This window comes from Taibaiella helva (assembly GCF_003545695.1).
Taxonomy (GTDB): domain Bacteria; phylum Bacteroidota; class Bacteroidia; order Chitinophagales; family Chitinophagaceae; genus Taibaiella; species Taibaiella helva.
Map to the genome: position 1 here is coordinate 175,608 of NZ_QUZZ01000009.1, position 19,007 is coordinate 194,614.

Annotated in this window: 19 protein-coding genes; 12 read left to right on the plus strand and 7 right to left on the minus strand. The window is 51.8% G+C overall.

Annotated elements, in window-relative coordinates:
- Nucleotides 1–165 precede the first annotated feature (165 nt).
- Entirely contained in the window at nucleotides 166–2,154 is a 1,989-nt protein-coding gene (locus tag DZC79_RS15380) for an LTA synthase family protein (RefSeq protein WP_118952491.1), read from the minus strand.
- A gap of 73 nt (nucleotides 2,155–2,227) precedes the next feature.
- On the opposite strand from DZC79_RS15380, the gene DZC79_RS15385 reads away from it, so the two are divergent.
- On the plus strand, nucleotides 2,228–2,884 hold the full coding sequence (locus DZC79_RS15385; RefSeq protein WP_118952492.1) for a phosphatase PAP2 family protein: 657 nt from the start codon (nucleotides 2,228–2,230) through the stop codon (nucleotides 2,882–2,884).
- A gap of 45 nt (nucleotides 2,885–2,929) precedes the next feature.
- Here the strand turns inward: DZC79_RS15385 and DZC79_RS15390 are convergent, their stop codons facing one another.
- Nucleotides 2,930–3,673 carry a class I SAM-dependent methyltransferase gene (locus DZC79_RS15390; protein WP_118952493.1) on the minus strand — a complete coding sequence of 248 codons (744 nt, stop codon included), beginning with the start codon at nucleotides 3,671–3,673 and terminating at the stop codon, nucleotides 2,930–2,932.
- Between the two features lie 182 nt (nucleotides 3,674–3,855).
- Here DZC79_RS15390 and glmM point away from each other — a divergent pair, with 182 nt between their 5' ends.
- The 10 genes from glmM (at nucleotide 3,856) to DZC79_RS15440 (ending at nucleotide 13,558) form a co-directional block, all read left to right on the plus strand.
- Entirely contained in the window at nucleotides 3,856–5,244 is a 1,389-nt protein-coding gene (gene glmM, locus DZC79_RS15395; protein WP_118952494.1) for a phosphoglucosamine mutase, read from the plus strand.
- Between the two features lie 188 nt (nucleotides 5,245–5,432).
- Nucleotides 5,433–6,425, plus strand: a complete 993-nt coding sequence (locus DZC79_RS15400) for an aspartate-semialdehyde dehydrogenase (protein WP_118952495.1) — start codon at nucleotides 5,433–5,435, stop codon at nucleotides 6,423–6,425.
- 80 nt (nucleotides 6,426–6,505) lie between these two features.
- Nucleotides 6,506–6,823, plus strand: coding sequence for a hypothetical protein (locus tag DZC79_RS15405; protein ID WP_118952496.1), 318 nt, complete (start codon nucleotides 6,506–6,508; stop codon nucleotides 6,821–6,823).
- Between the two features lie 4 nt (nucleotides 6,824–6,827).
- Nucleotides 6,828–7,172: a hypothetical protein gene (locus tag DZC79_RS15410; RefSeq protein ID WP_118952497.1), complete on the plus strand. Its 345-nt coding sequence runs from the start codon at nucleotides 6,828–6,830 to the stop codon at nucleotides 7,170–7,172.
- A gap of 18 nt (nucleotides 7,173–7,190) precedes the next feature.
- Complete coding sequence (locus DZC79_RS15415) at nucleotides 7,191–8,327, plus strand: glutathionylspermidine synthase family protein (RefSeq protein ID WP_118952498.1); 1,137 nt, start codon at nucleotides 7,191–7,193, stop codon at nucleotides 8,325–8,327.
- A gap of 11 nt (nucleotides 8,328–8,338) precedes the next feature.
- Nucleotides 8,339–8,686 (plus strand): VOC family protein, encoded by a 348-nt coding sequence (locus DZC79_RS15420; RefSeq protein ID WP_118952499.1) that lies wholly within the window; start codon nucleotides 8,339–8,341, stop codon nucleotides 8,684–8,686.
- 113 nt (nucleotides 8,687–8,799) lie between these two features.
- Nucleotides 8,800–11,487: a methionine synthase gene (gene metH, locus DZC79_RS15425; RefSeq protein ID WP_118952500.1), complete on the plus strand. Its 2,688-nt coding sequence runs from the start codon at nucleotides 8,800–8,802 to the stop codon at nucleotides 11,485–11,487.
- Between the two features lie 25 nt (nucleotides 11,488–11,512).
- A complete protein-coding gene (locus DZC79_RS15430; protein WP_118952501.1) occupies nucleotides 11,513–11,935 on the plus strand; it encodes a GNAT family N-acetyltransferase in 423 nt (140 codons plus the stop codon).
- 149 nt (nucleotides 11,936–12,084) lie between these two features.
- Complete coding sequence (locus DZC79_RS15435; RefSeq protein ID WP_118952502.1) at nucleotides 12,085–12,708, plus strand: porin family protein; 624 nt, start codon at nucleotides 12,085–12,087, stop codon at nucleotides 12,706–12,708.
- Nucleotides 12,709–12,898: 190 nt separating this feature from the next.
- Nucleotides 12,899–13,558: a hypothetical protein gene (locus tag DZC79_RS15440; RefSeq protein WP_157977184.1), complete on the plus strand. Its 660-nt coding sequence runs from the start codon at nucleotides 12,899–12,901 to the stop codon at nucleotides 13,556–13,558.
- A 127-nt stretch (nucleotides 13,559–13,685) separates the two neighbouring features.
- On the opposite strand, the gene DZC79_RS15445 is transcribed toward DZC79_RS15440, so the two are convergent.
- The 3 genes from DZC79_RS15445 to DZC79_RS15455 form a co-directional block, all read right to left on the minus strand.
- Nucleotides 13,686–13,913 (minus strand): hypothetical protein, encoded by a 228-nt coding sequence (locus DZC79_RS15445; protein ID WP_118952504.1) that lies wholly within the window; start codon nucleotides 13,911–13,913, stop codon nucleotides 13,686–13,688.
- Between the two features lie 48 nt (nucleotides 13,914–13,961).
- Nucleotides 13,962–14,915, minus strand: coding sequence for a methylenetetrahydrofolate reductase [NAD(P)H] (gene metF / locus DZC79_RS15450; protein ID WP_118952534.1), 954 nt, complete (start codon nucleotides 14,913–14,915; stop codon nucleotides 13,962–13,964).
- 210 nt (nucleotides 14,916–15,125) lie between these two features.
- A complete protein-coding gene (locus tag DZC79_RS15455; protein ID WP_118952505.1) occupies nucleotides 15,126–15,443 on the minus strand; it encodes a helix-turn-helix domain-containing protein in 318 nt (105 codons plus the stop codon).
- 138 nt (nucleotides 15,444–15,581) lie between these two features.
- Here DZC79_RS15455 and DZC79_RS15460 point away from each other — a divergent pair, with 138 nt between their 5' ends.
- Nucleotides 15,582–15,812 (plus strand): hypothetical protein, encoded by a 231-nt coding sequence (locus tag DZC79_RS15460; RefSeq protein ID WP_157977185.1) that lies wholly within the window; start codon nucleotides 15,582–15,584, stop codon nucleotides 15,810–15,812.
- A 66-nt stretch (nucleotides 15,813–15,878) separates the two neighbouring features.
- On the opposite strand, the gene DZC79_RS15465 is transcribed toward DZC79_RS15460, so the two are convergent.
- Both DZC79_RS15465 and DZC79_RS15470 read right to left on the minus strand, forming a co-directional pair.
- The gene (locus DZC79_RS15465; RefSeq protein WP_118952507.1) at nucleotides 15,879–17,846 is read right to left on the minus strand and encodes a histidine kinase; all 1,968 of its coding nucleotides are present in this window, start codon (nucleotides 17,844–17,846) and stop codon (nucleotides 15,879–15,881) included.
- A 20-nt stretch (nucleotides 17,847–17,866) separates the two neighbouring features.
- Nucleotides 17,867–18,604 (minus strand): LytR/AlgR family response regulator transcription factor, encoded by a 738-nt coding sequence (locus DZC79_RS15470; protein ID WP_118952508.1) that lies wholly within the window; start codon nucleotides 18,602–18,604, stop codon nucleotides 17,867–17,869.
- Nucleotides 18,605–19,007 lie beyond the last annotated feature (403 nt).

Below are 19,007 nucleotides of genomic sequence, written 5' to 3' on the forward strand. Positions count from 1 at the left end.
ATGGCTTGCAGGACTGAAAATTTTTAAACTCGTCCTTCGTCCTCAAACAGTAAAAATTTCTTAACCGTCCGGCAAGCCATTTTCTTAACGCCATTTTTCCAATGGCCGCAGGAGGGTACTGATACAGCAGAATCTGGTGTCAGCGCAACGCTATCTTTAGAAAATCTACTTAAGCTTATTGTTCAGCAGCATATACCTTGCCGTCTGGAACCAGGCATCCGTCAGCTGGTAGTAGCGGTCCCGGCTGGCCTGGTCGAGCACCGGCGTGGTATTGTCTTTTGTGCTGAAGTACTGCGGCCTGGGATTGCCTTCGATATTGAAGCTGCAGAAAACAGAATCCTTGACCACACCGATGCGGCGCCGGTCGGGATTGTAGATAAAAGCCAGCTGTTTTGAAGGATCCTGCTGTATGAAAGGGCTCAGCAAATCCCTGCCCAGCGTCGTATTGCGGTAGGCAATGTGGCAAAGGCCCGCTGCTGTAGGCAGCACGTCGCACTGGGAAACCGGGAAGCTGTAAGTGCTGTGCTGGAATAAGGCCGGTGCGTAAAACAGCAGCGGCACATGCATTGCTGTCAGTTCGCTGGTCCAGGCACGGGGAAACATATCGCCGGCATCGCCGCCGATACCGTGATCGCCGACGAATACAAAAATGGTATTGCTGAAATAGGCTTCCTTCTTTGCCGCTTCCATAAATTGCTGGAAGCAGAAATCGGTATAGCGGAAAGCATTGTATTCATCAGCAGATTCGAAGCCGAAACGCTTAAGGCTGTCGGCCGGTGGGTTCAGCACCTTGAACTGCGCTTTATCCTCGTCGGGTATCGTATACGGACGATGGTTGTCGGCGGTTTGCACCACGGCGATGAAAGGCTTCTGTTGCGCCGCGAATATCTTGTTAGCTGAGAGCAGCAGGTTCTTGTCGCTCACGCCCCATACATCCACCTTTGCCGCTTTATAATCGTCCTGCTCGTAGATGTGCAGGTCCTGGATATTGTTGGTAAGAATGCCGCGGATATTGGCCCAGCTGAGGCTGCCGCCGATCAGGTAATACTTTTCATATCCCTTGAAATCATTCATGATCGTATGCTGGTTCACCGCCTGGGGATTGCGGCTGGAGGTTTTGGACAAGGCCACATCGGGCGTGCCCGTAATGGTGGTCCATACGCCGCGCGCTGTACCATAGCCCGGTGTAAAGCAACGGTCGAAGAAGATGCCTTCGCGGCACATGCCGGCAAAGTAGGGTGTTGTGTTGAGCGGGTTGCCGTACATCGAGCTTTTATACGCGCTGAAGGATTCGCAGATCACGATCACGACATTGGGCTGTTGCTTCAGCAGGCTGTCGGGCTGTACCTCGCGCAGGTAATTCAGCCGGCTGCTGTCGGGCCGGGTAACGCCCAGGTAGGCAGCCATGAGCGGATAATCCCGTTTTATCTTTTCCTTATTGAAAGTGGCATTGCGAAACTGCAGCGAGCTGAAGAAAGACTGGAAAGGATTGAGCGCTACATTAGACGCATAATCGTTGCCCAGAATGAAGGCATCGCTCCAGCGCAGCGGGTACTGGCCTATCCTGCCAAAGATAAGGAAAGCCAGCAGCAGGAAAAAGGCGATGCTGCCGCCGATAGCTGCTGCCTTAGCGGGTTGGCCGGTACGGCGCTGCACGCGGTTGTAGATGCGCCGGATCAGCTTCAGCAATAAATACAGCGCCAGCGCAATACCCAGCAATATCCGGATCACCGGGTAGGTTTGCCACATCATCACCGCTGAGGTGCGGGCGTCGGCCACGTAGTTGAGCAGGCCGGCATTGAGCCTTTCGTTGAGGTAAGCATAGTTGGCGAAGTCGATTGCATAGAAGATGCCGGCGACCAGGATCAGCACAAACCATATGCCCATAGCCATCTTCCTGTTGCGGTCGCTGCGGAAAGGATTGAGCGCCGGCACCAGGCCCAGCACAAAGAAGAGCAGGCAGGCAATGGCCACCATACGGGCATCGTAGCGTAATCCCAGGAACAGCGCGCGGCCATAAGGCACCGGGAGGCTGTTGGAGGGCGCTTTGAACACCGCCAGGAATACCAGGCGCAGCAAGGTCATCAGCAGGAGAAAAAGCAGCCCTGTAACCAGGAGCCACTGTATATGGCGAGGTAGCGTGATCCGTTTCAAACGTTCTTTTTTTCAGTAAAATAATCCTGCAAAAATAGGCTTTCGGGATACACAATTGTAACTTTGCCGCGCTATGGCGATACTTTCAGCTGCTTCAGAAGGGTTCTGGCCGAACCTGTTGCGACAACTTGGAGAATGGGACAGGGCACTGTTCCTGAAGGTGAATGTCGACTGGGCCGGCGGCTTCGCCGATGCGGTAATGCCTGTGCTGCGCAATCAGCAGACCTGGTATCCGCTTTATGCCTTCCTTATCATTTATGTGTTCTGGCGTTTCCGCTGGAAGGCGCTTCCCTTTATCCTCATTGCCGGGCTTACCGTGGTGCTGACCGACCAGGTGAGCAGCAGCTTTCTCAAAAACTATTTCGACAGAGTTCGTCCCTGCAGCGAACCCCTGCTGGCCGGCATCATGAAATTGCGTGTCGGGCGCTGTCCTACGAGCGGGAGCTTTACCTCTTCGCATGCCGTCAATCATTTCGGCCTGGCCGCCTATATTATCTTTTGCCTGAAACCTTATTTTAAAAAATGGGCCTGGCTGTTCCTGCTCTGGGCCGCCTGTATCTGCTATGCCCAGGTCTATGTAGGGGTGCATTACCCCGGCGATGTCAGCGGCGGAGCTTTGGTCGGTATGTTGCTGGGATGGCTGACCTCGCTGCTGTTTACCCGTTATTTCAATTTCGGAAAGCCGCTAAGGAAGCAACCGGCATCCCCGGGAAACAAGGAAAAATTGTAAGGTCCCGGCGGCGGACGGCTGACCGAAACCTTACCGGGCGGTTTTTCAGGGCTTTTTAAATACCATGATCAGCCGGGGTGAGGTTTCTTCGTCGAAAGGATTAAGATGGTAATCGCCGAAATGCTCCTGCAGCTCAAGTCCTTCCTGTCGGAATAGCGCCACAAAATCCTTTAGTTCGAAGGCCGATACCCTTTCCTGGTATTGGTGCTTTTGGCCCTGTTCATCGGTAACCGCGATCTTTTTAACGATCTTACCCTCCTTTACGGCCCTGCGGATATGAAAGGTAACGCCTTCTTTTACTATAGTTTCAGCCGGCACCAGCCTTTGCTCAATATAATGCTCATTGAAGTAGTCGATCACCAGCGTGCCGCCTTTTTTCAGAGCCGCAGCAAAAGCATGCGCCGCCATATGATTGTCGCGGGCGGTGTCGAAATAGCCAAAGCTGGTGAAGAAATTAAAAGCAAAGTCAAAGTAGTTAATGTAGAAAGGAAAGCGCATATCATGTACATAAAAATGCAGCCGGCTGGTCTCGGCCTCCTTAGCTTTTTCTATCCTGTGCGCCGACAGGTCGATCCCGATCACTTCATGACCCGATTGGGCAAGCTGCTGGGCAAATCGTCCCTCGCCGCAGGCAATATCGACGATGCGGCTGCCCAGCGCCGGCTTCAGGTAGTCGACCAGCCCCGAAACGAACAGGCTGGCCTCCTCCTCATCCCTGTTGCTGTACAGCAAAGGATAATAGCGGGAATCGAACCAGTTCTCAAACCATTCTTTCTTTTCTTCTGTCATAAAGTTTTCAAAAACAGGCAAAGTTAAGCAAAGAACCCTGTTTCGGACAGATGTCGCGGCAGGCGCTACGCAGAAGCGGAAACCCCAGCTCTTTATCCGGGTGCAGGACTGATAAATTCACATTTAATATATACGCTTAAGTCCGAAATTCGATTAATTTCGCTGCGCATAAATGATAACCAATGGCATTAATTAAATCGATCTCCGGTATCCGGGGCACCATCGGCGGACAACCCGGCCAGGGATTGACACCTATAGACGTTGTAAAGTTCACTGCAGCCTATGGCTCGCTCATCCTCGAACAGGACAAAGGCAAAAAGATAGTAGTGGGCCGGGACGGCCGTATTTCGGGCGCTATGGTGCGCAGCCTCGTAACGGCTACCCTTCAGGGATTGGGCTTCGAGGTGATCGACCTGGGCCTCAGCACCACACCCACCGTAGAAATGGCGGTGACCATGGCCGGCGCAGCAGGAGGCATTATCCTTACTGCCAGCCACAATCCCAAAGAATGGAATGCCCTGAAGCTGCTGAACCACGAAGGCGAGTTTATCAGCGCCGAAATGGGCGCCCAGGTTCTGGAGCGCGCTGAACAGGAAGCCATCCGCTTTGCAGAGATCAATAAGCTGGGTACCATTACGGAAGACGAGTCGTTCATGCAAAAGCATATCGATGCGATACTCGCGCATCCGCTGGTCGACGTGGCCGCGGTTAAAGCCAAGAGCTATAAAGTTATTGTCGATGCTGTCAACTCTACCGGCGCTGCTTATGTGCCGGCTTTGCTGTCGGCCCTGGGCGTAGAAGAGGTGACCGTACTGAACGGAGAGGTGACGGGTAACTTTGCGCACAATCCCGAGCCACTGCCCGAGAACCTGCGGGAGCTGTGCAATGAAGTGGCGAAAAGGAATGCCGACCTGGGCATTGCTGTAGACCCCGATGTGGACCGCCTTTGCTTTGTGTGCGAAGACGGCACGCCCTTCGGCGAAGAATATACCCTGGTGGCCGTAGCCGATTATGTGCTGGGACATACCAAAGGCAATACCGTATCCAACCTTTCTTCTACCCGCGCCCTCCGCGATGTTACCGAAAAGCATGGCGGCCGGTATTTCGGCAGCGCCGTGGGCGAAGTGAACGTGGTGAAGAAAATGAAAGAAGTCAATGCCGTGATCGGTGGTGAAGGCAATGGTGGTATCATCGATCCGCAGCTGCACTACGGCCGGGATGCGCTGGTGGGCATTGCGCTTTTCCTTACCCACCTTGCTAAATCGGGCAAGGGGATCGGCGCCCTGCGTAAGTCTTATCCTGACTATTTCATTTCCAAGAACAAGATCGAGCTGGACGAGACCATCGATGTAAAACATATTTTCGAAAAAATAAAGACGCGCTACAGCAAGCAGCCCATCAATACGGAAGACGGTCTTAAGATCGAGTTCGATACCGATTGGGTGCACCTGCGTACTTCCAATACCGAGCCGATCATCCGTATCTATTCTGAAAGCAATACGGAAACGACGGCAAGCAATATCGCGAAGCGTATCATGACGGATATCCGCGAGATCATGCAGGAGCGGTAGCCTTAACCTGTGCGGAATCCAGTAAGAGCTGCCCCGGGGCAGCTCTTTTTGTAAAAGAAATTTACGCATACCTTACCCGAATTTGTTCTAATTTTAGGCCCCGCCTTGGCCTTTTGGAAAGGCTTTTATTCAATAACAACCAATCCGTTTCATGCGGTATTCCTGAAAAATTAATTGTTTCACCCATTATGAAAGTAGCGGTAGTCGGCGCAACCGGCCTTGTAGGCAACACCATGTTGCGCACCCTTGAAGAAAGAAATTTTCCGGTAACGGAGCTTATCCCTGTAGCTTCAGAGCGATCGAAGGGTAAGAAGGTCCTGTTCAAGGGCAAGGAATATACCGTGGTCACCCTGCCGGAAGCTGTGGCTATGCGCCCCGATATCGCCCTGTTCTCGGCCGGCGGCGCTACCTCGCTGGAGTGGGCTGAAGCTTTTGCCGCTGTAGGTACCTATGTGATCGATAATTCTTCGGCCTGGCGTATGCATCCCGATAAGAAGCTGGTGGTGCCCGAGGTCAATGCTTCTGTGCTGAATAAAGAAGACCGCGTGATCGCCAATCCCAACTGCTCTACCATACAAATGGTCGTGGTGCTGAAGCCGCTCCACGATAAATATAAGATCAACCGTGTAGTGGTCAGCACTTACCAAAGCGTTAGCGGCAGCGGACAGAAGGGCGTGGACCACCTGATGTCGGAGCGGGAAAAGACAACGCACAAGCCGCTGTACCCTCATCCTATCGATATGAATGTATTGCCCCATATCGACGTGTTCCAGGATAACGGCTATACCAAAGAAGAGATGAAGATGATCCAGGAGACCCGGAAGATCATGGGCGACGACAGCATCCGCGTGTCGGCAACTACGGTAAGGGTACCGGTAATGGCCGGGCACAGCGAAAGCGTGAACATCGAGTTCAACCAGGATTATAACCTGGACGAGCTGCGCAGTCTGCTGTCAACTGCGCCGGGGATCGTGGTAATGGATGATCCGAAGAATAATGTTTATCCCATGCCTGTGCTGGCTGCCGGCAGGGACGAAGTATTCGTCGGCCGGCTGCGGCGCGATTTGTCCCGCGACAATACGCTGAATTGCTGGATCGTGGCCGATAACCTGCGCAAAGGTGCGGCGACCAATGCCGTGCAGATCGCGGAGTACATCGTGGCGCAGGGCTGGGTGTCTTAACTAATACAAAGTTGCCGGAAAGATCCATTCCGGCAACATTATCCTTTTTCTATCCTAATGCTTATTGCTATATCCCTCTCATGAACAAATTATACACTTTGCTGGCGGCGACCTTATTGCTGGTCAGTTGTGGCGATGACGACAAAAATGAAGACGTTGTCGGGCAGCCCAATAAGGACGGCTCTATAGAAACCGTCATCAGCGTTACTCATGCCGACAGCGTCGACCTGCTGACGACTACTCATAAGATATGGGTAAAGGGCGCCCTCTCCCAAACCTTTGTAACGACCGATACGCTGAAGTCGCTGGGCACCGAGCCTGTTAAAGACGACGACGGCAACACTTTGAGCACAAAGGATAAGAAGAAAGATTACGAAATCTACATCACGGTAAAATAAGGCGATGAAAAAAAGCAAAACGATCACCCTGGTGCTCATTACATCGGCCTTAGCCTCCTGCCATAAAGAGCAGCAACGCGGCGCCAGCGGCAGTTGGGACGAGAAGAAAGTATACATGCGGTCAGATACTACGGCTTCCTATACCCGCACCCATTACCACTCGGGCGTTGCCGGCGCCCTGCTCTGGTATTATGCCTTTCGCCCCTATGGCCGTTACAACGGCGGTCGTTACGACCATGCCGGCTATTACAGCGGCGGGCTCGGGCATGACGCCAACGTAGGTACCAACAGCACCAAGAATGCCATTATGCGCGGCGGCTTCGGAAGAGGAAGCTCTTCCGTCTCCTGACCATTAACCCTTGACCCTATGCAAAGGATCCGGATCACACCCAGGCATAACTGGGAAAAAGCAGTCGAGCAGCTGGGTTTCGGCTTTCATTCCACCAATGTACCTTACTGGGACGAAAGCGCGTACTACAGCTTCTCCATGGATGAAATACTACAGCTGGAAAGCGCTACGGCAGCTCTTTGGGAGCTATGCCTTAATGCGGTACAGTTCGTTATTGATACACGGCAATATGCCAAATTTCACATACCCGATTGGTTTGTGCCCGAGATCGAGCGCTCCTGGAACGACGACCATCCTTCGATATACGGGCGCTTCGACCTGGCTTACAACGATCAGGGAGAGATCAAGCTCCTGGAATTTAATGCAGATACGCCGACGAGCCTTTACGAGGCCGCTATCGTGCAATGGTACTGGTTGCAGGACTTCGATAAAAACAAAGATCAGTTCAACAGCATTCATGAGAAGCTGGTCGACTACTGGGGCTACCTGAAGCAATATCTACTGCCGGGCAAGCTGCATTTCACTTGTGTCAAAAGAAGCCTGGAAGACCTGACGACTACGGAGTACCTGCGCGATTGCGCCATACAGGCCGGCATCGATACCCACCTGGTCTTTATCGACGATATTGGCTGGGATGATGACCGCAAAGTATTTGCCGACCTGGAAGATGAAGGGATTAAGAACATCTTCAAGCTGTATCCTTATGAATGGATGGTGCAGGATGCTTTTGGCAAAAGGATACTGGAAGATCGTAACAAAGCCTTGTGGATAGAACCAGCCTGGCGCATGATCCTTTCCAATAAAGCCATCCTGCCCATACTCTGGCACCTGTATCCCGGCCATCCGCTCTTGCTGAAAGCCTACTTTGATCAGGGCGACCTGGTCAGCTATGCCCGAAAGCCCATCCTGTCGCGGGAAGGCGCCAATATATCGCTGGTAAAGCAAGGCCGGCAGCTGCAGCAGACCGGTGGGGAATATGGCGCAGAAGGCTATGTTTACCAGGATCTCTGCGAGCTGCCCGCTTTCGAGGGCCAATACCCCGTGATCGGTAGCTGGATCATAGGTCAGCAGCCCGCGGGGATAGGGATCAGGGAAAGCGATGGCCTGATCACCAGCAACACCAGCCGCTTTATTCCGCATCTCATTCAACCATAACCAAAACGATCATGGCACAGCTTTCTGTTAATTACATCGAGTTCAGCTGCCGGAATATCCCGGCGATTAAAGCCTTTTACGAAGCCGCTTTCGGCTGGACTTTTACCGACTACGGACCCGACTATACTGCTTTTAATGATGGTAAGCTGGATGGTGGCTTTTATCACAACGCGGAACATACGCCGGGCGGTCAACCGCTGGTGATCCTGTATACCGAAGCCCTGGAAGCCGCCCGGGAAAAGGTGAAAGCCAGCGGAGGAACCATAGCAGAAGATATTTTCGCCTTTCCCGGCGGCCGGCGCTTTCATTTTGCAGATCCCGATGGTAATGTGCTGGCCGTATGGAGCGATAAGGAATGAGGGTGCTCCGGGGATAAAGTTTAAACTCATTAACTTTGCCGGGCTTCCCGTGAAGCCGAAACTTTACAAAGACGAGATACTACAGGTATCTAACTATACAACTATTCTTTTTAATGAGCACGATTAAGCCTTTCCTGAGCCTCAGCGGCCTGGAGCCTCTTATAGTAAGGCCTGAGACCAATTTCATCAACGTAGGAGAGCGCACGAATGTAACCGGCTCCAAGAAGTTTGCCCGGCTGATACGCGAAGAGCAGTATGAAGAAGCCCTGAGCGTGGCCCGCCAGCAAGTGGAAAGCGGCGCCCAGGTGCTCGATATCAACATGGACGATGCCTTGCTCGACGGGATAAAGGCCATGACCACCTTCGTCAACCTGGTGCAGAGCGAGCCCGACATCGCGCGTATCCCCATCATGCTGGATTCTTCTAAGTTCGAAATTATCCGGGCCGGGCTGAAATGTATCCAGGGAAAGTGTATCGTGAACTCTATCTCGATGAAAGAGGGAGAGGAAAAGTTCATTAAAGAAGCCCGTATCTGCAGGGCCTTCGGCGCAGCCGTTATTGTAATGGCTTTCGACGAGGTGGGCCAGGCCGACACGAAAGACCGCAAAGTGGAGATCTGCCACAGGGCCTACAAGATACTGACGGAGCAGGTAGGCTTTCCGCCCCAGGACATTATTTTCGACCCCAATATATTCGCCGTGGCGACCGGTATCGAAGAGCATAACAACTATGCTGTCGACTTTATCGAAGCTACGCGCGAGATCAAGCGGCTGATGCCCCTGGCCAAAGTCAGCGGCGGCGTCAGCAATGTATCCTTCTCTTTCCGCGGCAACGATCACGTGCGGGAAGCCATACACAGTGTTTTCCTTTACCATGCCATTAAAGCGGGCATGGATATGGGTATCGTGAATGCCGGGCAGCTGGTGGTCTACGATGAGATAGAGCCGCAGCTGCGACAGCTGTGTGAAGATGTGCTGCTGAACCGGAACAATGAAAACAACGAGGCGACGGAAGCGCTTATCGCTTTTGCCGAGACGGTAAAGGCCAAAGGCAAAGAGATCGTAAAGGATGAGACCTGGCGCAAGTCGTCTGTGGAAGAGCGGCTGAAACACTCGCTGGTCAATGGTATTACCGATTATATCGACGAAGATACCGAAGAAGCCCGCGTTAAATATGACAAGCCGCTGCAGGTGATCGAAGGTCCGCTGATGGACGGCATGAATGTCGTAGGCGACCTCTTCGGCAGCGGTAAGATGTTCCTGCCTCAAGTGGTGAAAAGCGCCAGGGTAATGAAGAAGAGTGTGGCTTACCTGCTGCCCTTCATCGAGCAGGAGAAGCTGGATAATCCCAATGCGCAGCAGGGCGGCGCCGCCAGGATACTGATGGCTACTGTAAAGGGCGATGTACACGATATCGGCAAGAACATCGTCGGCGTGGTGCTTGGCTGTAATGGCTACGACATTATCGACCTGGGTGTAATGGTACCTGCTGATAAAATACTGGATGAGGCGGAAAAGCATAAGGCTGATATTATCGGCCTCAGCGGCCTCATTACCCCTTCGCTGGATGAAATGGTGCACGTGGCGGCAGAAATGAGCCGCCGTGGTATGAAGCAGCCCCTGCTTATCGGTGGCGCTACCACTTCGCGCATGCATACAGCGGTAAAGATTGCGCCCGGCTATGAGCATGGTGTGATCCACGTGCTGGACGCCTCGCGCAGCGTTACCGTTGCCGGCCAGCTGCTGAGCGAGCAAACCAAAGCCGGCTTCCTGGGCGGCATAAAAGAAGAGTACGAGCAATTGCGGGAAGATTTCAACAGCAAGCGTTCAGTAAAGCAGTACATCAGCTACGAAGAGGCTGCAGCTAACCGCATGCCCATCGACTGGAGCACCTTTAGCCCGGTTAAACCTTCGTTCACGGGGCCAAAGGTGCTGCGCCATGTAGACCTGAACGAAATAAGGCCTTATATCGACTGGACGCCCTTCTTTATTTCATGGGAAATGAAAGGGAAGTTCCCGGCCATCCTCAGCGACGAGCATGCCGGTAAGGAAGCCACCCGGCTGTACAACGATGCCAATGCTATGCTGGATACCATCATTGCAGAAAACTGGCTGCAGGCACATGGTGTAGTCGGCTTCTGGCCGGCGGCGGCAACAGGCCCCGATACCATTACGTTGTACAAGGAAGATGGCAGCGAGCTGGAACGCCTGGAAATGCTGCGGCAACAGATCAAGAAAGCAGCGGGGCAGCCGAGCTTCTCGCTCGCTGATTTTGTGAAGCCCGCGCGGCAGCCGGAAGATTATATGGGGGCATTTGCCGTAAGCATTGCCGGTATTGAGCCTCATATTAAGCGATTTAACGAAGCCCTCGATGACTACAACAAGATATTGCTGCAGGCCCTGGCCGACCGGCTGGTCGAGGCCTTTGCCGAGTACCTGCACCTGAAGGTGCGTAAGGAATACTGGGGTTATGCCAAAGATGAGGCGCTGGGGCAGGAGGCGCTGATCAAAGAGACTTACCAGGGCATACGACCCGCGCCGGGCTACCCGGCCTGTCCCGACCATACGGAAAAGAACAAGCTGTTTGCGTTGATGCAGGTGAAGGAGAATACAGGTATCGAGCTTACCGAGCACCTGGCCATGTACCCGGCCGCTTCGGTGTGCGGCTGGTACTTCTCCCATCCGCAAAGCATTTATTTCGGCGTCGGTAAGATCAATGAAGACCAGTTCCAGGATTACCTGTCGCGGAAAGGCATGCCTGAAGCCGGTTTGCGGAAATGGCTGCAGCAGAACATGGAGTAAAACCCTTCCAACGAATAAAAAGACAATGATCAAAGTTACCAAAGTAACGGAGGGGACGGCTTTAGCACAGGCCCTGACGATAAGGGACACCGTTTTTGTACAGGAGCAGGGTTGCCCAGCCGACCTGGAGCACGAGCACGACGACATCGCCGTGCATTTTCTTGCTGCCATTAATGGCATCCCGGCAGGCGCTGCCCGCTGGCGCCGTACCGAAGCCGGGTTCAAGCTGGAGCGCTTTGCCGTACTACCGGCTTTCAGGGGCAAGGGTATTGCTACTGCGCTCATCTCTGCCGTGCTGGCCGACCTGCCGCCGGAAGCCACTTACATTTATTTACATGCGCAGGCCGATGCGGTACCGGTGTATGAGCAGAACGGATTTGCCAAAAGCGGGGACGCCTTTGAAGAAGCCGGGATACGGCACTTTAAGATGATAAAGGTCCCTGCATAAAATCTTCCTTGCATTGTTGCTGATCTGCAGTTGCATTTAATTTAGCCTTTCTTTAGTAAATGGCTGGTGCTGAAGCCTAAATAATTGGTAATTGCGCCAGGCAGGGTTTTATCTGCTCTATATTCGCCGTGGATAAAACAACATACTGTATGAAAAAGTTATCGGTCTTTTTATTGCTCGCCGCGTCCACTGCAAGCTACGCGCAGTCCCCCCTGCGGTTTGGCGTAAAAGCAGGGGCCAATATCTCGCACATGGGCATATCCAACAGTGATATCAGCCTGGGTTCTCTTAAAAATTCCTTCGGGCCCGGATTCTATGCCGGTGGCCTGCTGGAAATATCAGGCCCCGCAGGGTCCAAGCTTAAGGGCCAGGTAGAAGCCCTGTACTCCTTTCACAATGTAAAGAATACCTATACACTTTCAGGAATAGAGACGGTCAATAAGAGCACGCTTCACCAGATCTCCGTGCCCCTGATGATCCGTTATTTTCCTATTCCTTCTCTAAGCTTCAATGCCGGCGCCTCTGTAAACTTCAACCTGGCCAGCAAAACCAAGGTAGATGGAAGAACCTATGACCACGGCGACCTGAACGATCTGCAAACCCTGCAGGTGGGTGTACTGGTGGGCGCCACCTATTACATTTACAAAGGCTTTTTTGTCGATGCCCGCTACAATTATTATTTCGGCAGTGTGTATAAGAAAGACGGCGACAACGATCCCGGCTATCGCCTGAGTGCAATACAAGTGGGCCTGGGCTATAAGTTCAGGTATTGAGCGTAAATATTTGTAAGCAAAGGAGCAGTCAAGTTTTGAAAACTTGACTGCTCCTTTGCTTTTGAAATAGCATTCAAAAATGAACAATACCAGCTTTCGCAATATTGGTTGTCATTAATCGTTTTAAAGGCTGATCGATGAACTTTAGACGATGAGCATTGTGGCGCTTAAATTCTATTATCCCGTTTTTTTGACCGGTTTATGCGCAGGGATGCTATTGGGCCCGACCCTGCCTGTTGCTGCACAAAGACCTAAAGTGCATACGGCCATAGAAGCCCTGGTGGCGGGAAAGTTGCCCATCTTCTCAGTAAAAGGAACGCCGTTCGGGATATGGGGCAGCGCAGGCCTCAGCCTGGTCAATATCGTGGAAGGCATGGAGGAAAATGCCCTGGCACTGCGTAACCGGATCAGCTTCCAGCTGGATTTTACCCGTTACAATATACAAGGCTATGGCCCTTTTACCGTGGACAGGGCGGGCCTGGTGGTGAATCCCGAAGTTATGTTCTCTACAGCAAGGGAACGGCTGAAGTGGATGGCGGGTATCGGCGTGGAGTGGAGCAACTATTTCGTGGCGCAGCTACAGCAGGGTAATGGCATTGTCGACAATGACCTGATCGATCGTTCGCGGAGGCAGCTGCTTCCTTTTGTTTCAGGAGGGATACAATACAATCTGCGGCACGACTTTTGCGTGCAGATCTTCCTGCGCCAGATGCTGCTCGACGTCTTCCGGGAAAATACCGCGCTTTACTTCGGCAGCGGTAACGATAAGCCTGATCTCGTGCTGAACCAGCAGGCTACTTATTTCGGTTTCGGTTTGTCTTATTTCTTCGGACCGGGAAGGGAAGACTAGGAAGCAGGTTTGCCGGGGCTTCGTCACATTGCACGCAGCTGGCCGGTCGGGACGCGCGGCGGCTTAAACGGCCGGCTGTGTAGAAAAAAGGTCGCCAATATGTTGGCAACCTTTTTATATCATTTGTTTATTCTTCTGTAGCTGCGGTGCGGCTTTTGCGGTACCAGATATAGCCTACGGTACCCATAAACAGGAGCGGAATGGATGCGAGATAAACGATGCCGCTGTTCAAGCCCTGTGCGCTGCTGGCGCCAAGCCCTGCGGCGGTTTGCGTACATACTGAACAACCCTGCGCTATCGCCTCCTGGTAAGCGCCTGCCAGCAATGCGGCTGCGAGTAGACCTGTCTTTTTCATCGGGACAAAGGTAGGCAAAAAGGCTATGGCCGCAAAATGCTTTCCGGCTTAGAGCAGTGCTTTCACCACATTGTACACGACTTTAGGCTTACCCAGCGTATAGAAGTGCAGGATAGGGACTTTCTGGGCCAGCAGCTCCCGGCACTGGGCAATCAGCCATTCGGTGCCCACCTGCTCGCAATCCGCATCCGTCTTGCACTTCAGCATCTCGTTGGTAAACTCCTGGGGAATATCCACATGAAATATGCTGGGGATCATGCTTAGCTGCTTTTTATTGGTCAGGGGTTTAAGCCCGGGTACGATGGGCACATGGATATTGGCGCTCTTGCAGTTCTCCACATATTTAAAATAGCAGTTGTTGTTGAAGAACATCTGGGTGGTGACATAGTCGGCGCCGGCGGCGATCTTCTGCTGGAGGTAATGCAGGTCGAGTTCCATATTGGCCGCTTCGAAATGCTTTTCGGGATAACCGGCTACGCCGATGCAAAAATCCGTTTTGCCTGCATCTACAATGTCTTCTTCCAGGTAGCGGCCTTCGTTGAGGTTGACTACCTGTTGTACCAGCTCTACAGCATAGCGGTGCCCCTGCGGATGCGGCGTGAAGAACTTTTCATTGCCGGGTGAATCTCCCCGCAGCGCGAGCACATTGTCTATGCCCAGGTAGTGCAGGTCAATGAGCGCATTCTCGGTTTCTTCTTTGGCAAAGCCGCCGCAAATAAGATGCGGCACGGCATCCACGCGATAGCGGTTCATGAGCGCGGCGCAAATACCGACAGTGCCGGGGCGTTTGCGGATCTCGATGCGGTCAAAGCTGCCGTCAGGACGCCTTTTATAAGTCTGCTCGGCGCGATGATAGGTAACGTTGATGAAAGAAGGCTGGAACTCCATCAGCGGATCCAGGTTGTTGAAGATGTTGTCGATGCTTTTGCCTTTTACCGGCGGTAATATTTCAAAAGAGATGAGCGGCTTGGTAGCGCCGGCAAGGTGTTCCGTTACTTTCATCGGAAAATAGAATAAACAGTTTTTAGTAAATATGGTGCTTAAACAGGTTGCAAAGGTAAACAACAAGCGTTATCCCTGTGCAAGAGAATGGCAAAATATAGGCCGGGCGGCGCAATGCCTTGCCCGGGAAAGGATAGCGGAAAAACAATGAGGGACCCTGCCCGGGGCGGGCGGCTTACGGCGCGATTCCGGAGGAACAACTCAGGTCTCTTAGTCGGCGAGCTTCTTGCTGAGCGCTTCTTTTTCTTCCAGGCAATGATTGTATTTCTCCAGCAGCTCATAATACTTCTCCTTCCACTTGGGAAGATACTCCTCGCCCGGGTCGTCGATAACAGGTTTCTGATTGTAGCTCTTGAATTCTTCAACTTCGATGCCGAATACTTCATGAAGCCTGTCGAGAAAATTATCCGTTACCGGCTCTTTCCTGTTTTCGACATTGGAGATATAGGCGTGGGTATAACCCATTAGTTTGCCGAAGGCGACCTGGGTTAATTTCTTCTCTTTTCTAAACTTTTTAACGTCAATCATCAACAGAGCTTATAAATAAATATCTAAACAATTAGCAGTTAATGTAACTTACATTTATATACATTTGCTTTATGCTTAAAACATGCGAATTGAATGCAGTATGTAAAGATAATTGAAAATACTACAAATGTATCAATAATGGGACAACTGAAGTACAATATCAGGGAAAGGCTGGACAAGCTTACCCGTAAAGAGCATGAAATGATAATGCGGCGGCTGCTGGAAGCCATACAGCCCGCATCGCGCAGCACCTTCTACCGGTGGATCAATACCGAAGCTGAAGCGGCTTTCCAGATCCCATACACCAAGCAATTAAAGATTGCTGCACTATTGGGATGTACCATAGACGAGCTGATGACAACGGCATAAGATCGCGTACAGGATATGCGATTGGGGTCTGGAGACAGCGCATAGTAGGCTATAAAGGCCTTTTTCTCAGGATAAAGTTTCTTGCTGCAGGTAGGGAAAAATAAGGGTAATGATTGTGCCGGTACCATCGGTGGTATTGCTCATCTCGAGCGAGGCCTGGTGTCCCGATTGCCCCGATAATATTGCCAGGCGCTCCCTAATGATCTGTGTCGACAAAGATTTTTTACCCGGCTGTGTTCTCTCTTTCCTGATGCCGCCGCCATTATCTGTGATCACACAATGCAGCAAAGGCCCTTTCTTATCGATAGCGATGATTATCTTCAGCCGTTCGGTTTGTGCCAGCCCGTATTGGATCGCATTTTCGGCAAAGGGCTGCAGCAGCATGGGTAGTATATATATCGTATCTTCTTCATAGCCATCATAAAGGCGTATGGTGTAATCAAAGGCATTTTCAAAGCGAAGCTGTTGCAGGGCCAGGTAGGCGTTAAGGGCTTCGATCTCTTCATGCAGCGGCACGAAGTCTTCCCTGGAATTTTCGAGGCTGGTGCGCAGAAGCCTCGAAAAATGGCCGAGGTAGGCGCCTGCTTTTTCATACTCGTGATGGTATACCTGGCTTTGCAGTACTGCAAGGGTATTGAAGATGAAGTGCGGCTCCATCTGGGTACGCAGCAGGCGCTGCTCCAGCGCGATCTTATTCCGCTCGGCCTCCAGCTGCTGCTTCTCCGATCTCAATCTGCGCTGCCGAACCAACAGCAGCAGCGCGATCACAACAATAGTAACCAGTAAAGCAACCAGTATTGTGATCAGCAGAAAGGTATTCTTCTTCCGAAGCTCACTCTTTGTCGCCGCATTGACCCGGTTAAGCGCCTCAATGTTCTTTTTCTTATCAGCCAGGTCGTACTCTGATTCAATAGAAGCAAACATTTCCAGGCGTTGTTTATTATAGATATCCGAAGACAGGGAGTCGAACAGGCCCAAGGCACGCAGGGCCTCTTTCCGGTCGCCGTACAGGGTAAGGTACTGTGCCCTGTGAAAGGCGTAGTCGTTATCTGCGTTAGACCAGTCCGGGTTGCTCCGTCCGAGTCTCTGCGCCATGTTGTAATAATAAGCCGCCTCTTTTTTATGGCCAAGGAGGGTATGGCATCCCAGGTTTACATAGATATAGAAAGTGCTATCAGCTATGCTTCCCGGTTGTGGTGGCGATAAATAGTGAAGAGCGCTGTCGTATTGCTGTATCGCAAAGAAATAACTGGATTGCAGGCTCCTGATCTGTGGTCTGATGGCTTCATAGGCCGGAGCGTTTGCCTGAAGCACTGCCTCATCAACGTATTTCCTTGCTGAATCGAACTGTTTCATTTGCGTGTGGATCTGGAACAGCTCCACTACGGGCCGTATACGCATATAGGGGCTGATATCGGCGGTGTCATTTTCCTTCATCAGCCGGTACGCTTCCCGGGCGAAGCGAAGCGCCTGTTCATGCTGATCGCACAGGGAGTTGCTGGCTGCGGCGCTATAGAATATCTGAGCCTTTGCAGAAAAGCTGAAAAAGGTATCCGCCCCCGGAAGCAGAAGGAGCGCAGCAGCCTGTGTGGCATAGCGGTTAGCAGTAAACATACTCTGCCCGATATTGCGGAGATTCATGCCCAGGATGCTGTAGCACCGGATCAGAGGCTTCTGCCATTGCTGATGCGCCTCAAAGAAAGGCAGTATCTTTTCTGAATAGGCGATAGCAGAATCCGGCTGACCCGCGGCACCGAACAGGTTGGCCAGCTCCAGCTGTATCATGGCATGGGTGGCCGAATCGCTTTGAAAAGGAAAAGCGCGAGATAGCTGAAGATAGGCGTTCTTCAAAGGATTGAAAGCTTTAGGGTCGTTCATATCGATCCTGATCTCGTATAAGCTGTCGCAAACACGTAGCGCCTTAGGGTTAACTGTCTCTTCAAAAGATTGCTGCCCGTGGAATGTATGATTGCAGGAGGATAATGCGAAAAAGAACAGCAATCCCGCTTGCAGAAATAAAACCCATTTGTTCATAAGGTAGGAGGGTATAGAAGTTATTCAGAAATTGCTTTGATCACTGCATCCCGTTTCCTGACGGCCACCGGGATTTCTGCGCCGTTCTGCATAATCAGATAACCATCTTTATGGTATTTACGGACCATACGATGGTTGACCAGGTAGGATTGGTGTGTACGGGTAAACCAGGAAGCCGGCAGTAACGTTTCATACTCCTTTATGGAACGGGTTACCAGCTCTTTCCGGTTATCGGCAAAGTAGAAAGTAGTATAGCCGGCATTCCCTTCACAGTAGACAATCTCGCTGAAATAGGCTACAGTCAGGTATTGCTGGGAGCGCAGAGCAATACGACCGTCGGCGGCATGGTCCCTTGAAGACAGGTGATCGATGGTGATCGCCAGCCGCTCCGGGCCGGGTTCTTTTGCCCGGGCAGCTTTGTTCAGCGCCCCATAGAGTTCTCCGGTATCGACAGGCTTCAGCAGGTAATCGAGAGCCCCGAATTTGATCGCCCTGATCGCATACTCGTTATAAGCCGTTATGAAAATGACCTGGAAGGAATGGCCCTGTGGAAGCGCCTGCAAAAGATCAAAGGCATTACCATCTTTTAATTCGATATCGAGCAGCACGATATCGGGTCGTGTGGTTGCGAGCAATACCCCGGCCTCGCTGATTCTGCCGGTTGAGCCTGCTATTATATGATTACTCCCTGCTGCGATTAAAGCTTCCAGATGCCGGCATATCGCCGGGTCATCGTCGATGATCAGAATTCTTGCCATGGTCTGGAGTTCGGTGTGCCGTTCTTTACTGCATATTAAGACAAATCTGGGAAATTCTATAACGAATCTGGGAATGCGCTCCTGTCGCCATCCTTTCCCTGCTATTTTCGGATAGCTAAATAAAAGACAAAGACAGCTTAGGAAACGTTGGGGGCCAAAGATGATGCAGCAATATCAGTGCATCCGACTGACTGTTATACAAACCGGGCGGGCAGATTGGTAAACTCCCGCTTGAATGAACAGGAGCTGCAATGCAAATTTGATGATTCCGTTTATGTTCCCTTGCTCCTCTGAAGCATCAAACGATATGTTTTGACGATTTAGCCGCTTGCCTAAAGGGCGGATAATAAATGCGGAGGCAAACGTGCCTGTACACGTAAAATGGCAGCGCAAAATCTTATGC

Bases quoted from the DNA above. Each gene is read 5' to 3' on its own strand.
- DZC79_RS15410 (WP_118952497.1), top strand. From the start codon at position 6,828: ATGAAAAAAAGCAAAACGATCACCCTGGTGCTCATTACATCGGCCTTA.
- DZC79_RS15435 (WP_118952502.1), top strand. From the start codon at position 12,085: ATGAAAAAGTTATCGGTCTTTTTATTGCTCGCCGCGTCCACTGCAAGC.
- DZC79_RS15390 (WP_118952493.1), bottom strand. From the start codon at position 3,673: ATGACAGAAGAAAAGAAAGAATGGTTTGAGAACTGGTTCGATTCCCGC.
- metH (WP_118952500.1), top strand. From the start codon at position 8,800: ATGAGCACGATTAAGCCTTTCCTGAGCCTCAGCGGCCTGGAGCCTCTT.
- glmM (WP_118952494.1), top strand. From the start codon at position 3,856: ATGGCATTAATTAAATCGATCTCCGGTATCCGGGGCACCATCGGCGGA.
- DZC79_RS15400 (WP_118952495.1), top strand. From the start codon at position 5,433: ATGAAAGTAGCGGTAGTCGGCGCAACCGGCCTTGTAGGCAACACCATG.
- DZC79_RS15430 (WP_118952501.1), top strand. From the start codon at position 11,513: ATGATCAAAGTTACCAAAGTAACGGAGGGGACGGCTTTAGCACAGGCC.
- DZC79_RS15465 (WP_118952507.1), bottom strand. From the start codon at position 17,846: ATGAACAAATGGGTTTTATTTCTGCAAGCGGGATTGCTGTTCTTTTTC.
- DZC79_RS15420 (WP_118952499.1), top strand. From the start codon at position 8,339: ATGGCACAGCTTTCTGTTAATTACATCGAGTTCAGCTGCCGGAATATC.
- DZC79_RS15460 (WP_157977185.1), top strand. From the start codon at position 15,582: ATGGGACAACTGAAGTACAATATCAGGGAAAGGCTGGACAAGCTTACC.
- metF (WP_118952534.1), bottom strand. From the start codon at position 14,915: ATGAAAGTAACGGAACACCTTGCCGGCGCTACCAAGCCGCTCATCTCT.
- DZC79_RS15415 (WP_118952498.1), top strand. From the start codon at position 7,191: ATGCAAAGGATCCGGATCACACCCAGGCATAACTGGGAAAAAGCAGTC.
- DZC79_RS15385 (WP_118952492.1), top strand. From the start codon at position 2,228: ATGGCGATACTTTCAGCTGCTTCAGAAGGGTTCTGGCCGAACCTGTTG.
- DZC79_RS15445 (WP_118952504.1), bottom strand. From the start codon at position 13,913: ATGAAAAAGACAGGTCTACTCGCAGCCGCATTGCTGGCAGGCGCTTAC.
- DZC79_RS15405 (WP_118952496.1), top strand. From the start codon at position 6,506: ATGAACAAATTATACACTTTGCTGGCGGCGACCTTATTGCTGGTCAGT.
- DZC79_RS15455 (WP_118952505.1), bottom strand. From the start codon at position 15,443: ATGATTGACGTTAAAAAGTTTAGAAAAGAGAAGAAATTAACCCAGGTC.
- DZC79_RS15470 (WP_118952508.1), bottom strand. From the start codon at position 18,604: ATGGCAAGAATTCTGATCATCGACGATGACCCGGCGATATGCCGGCAT.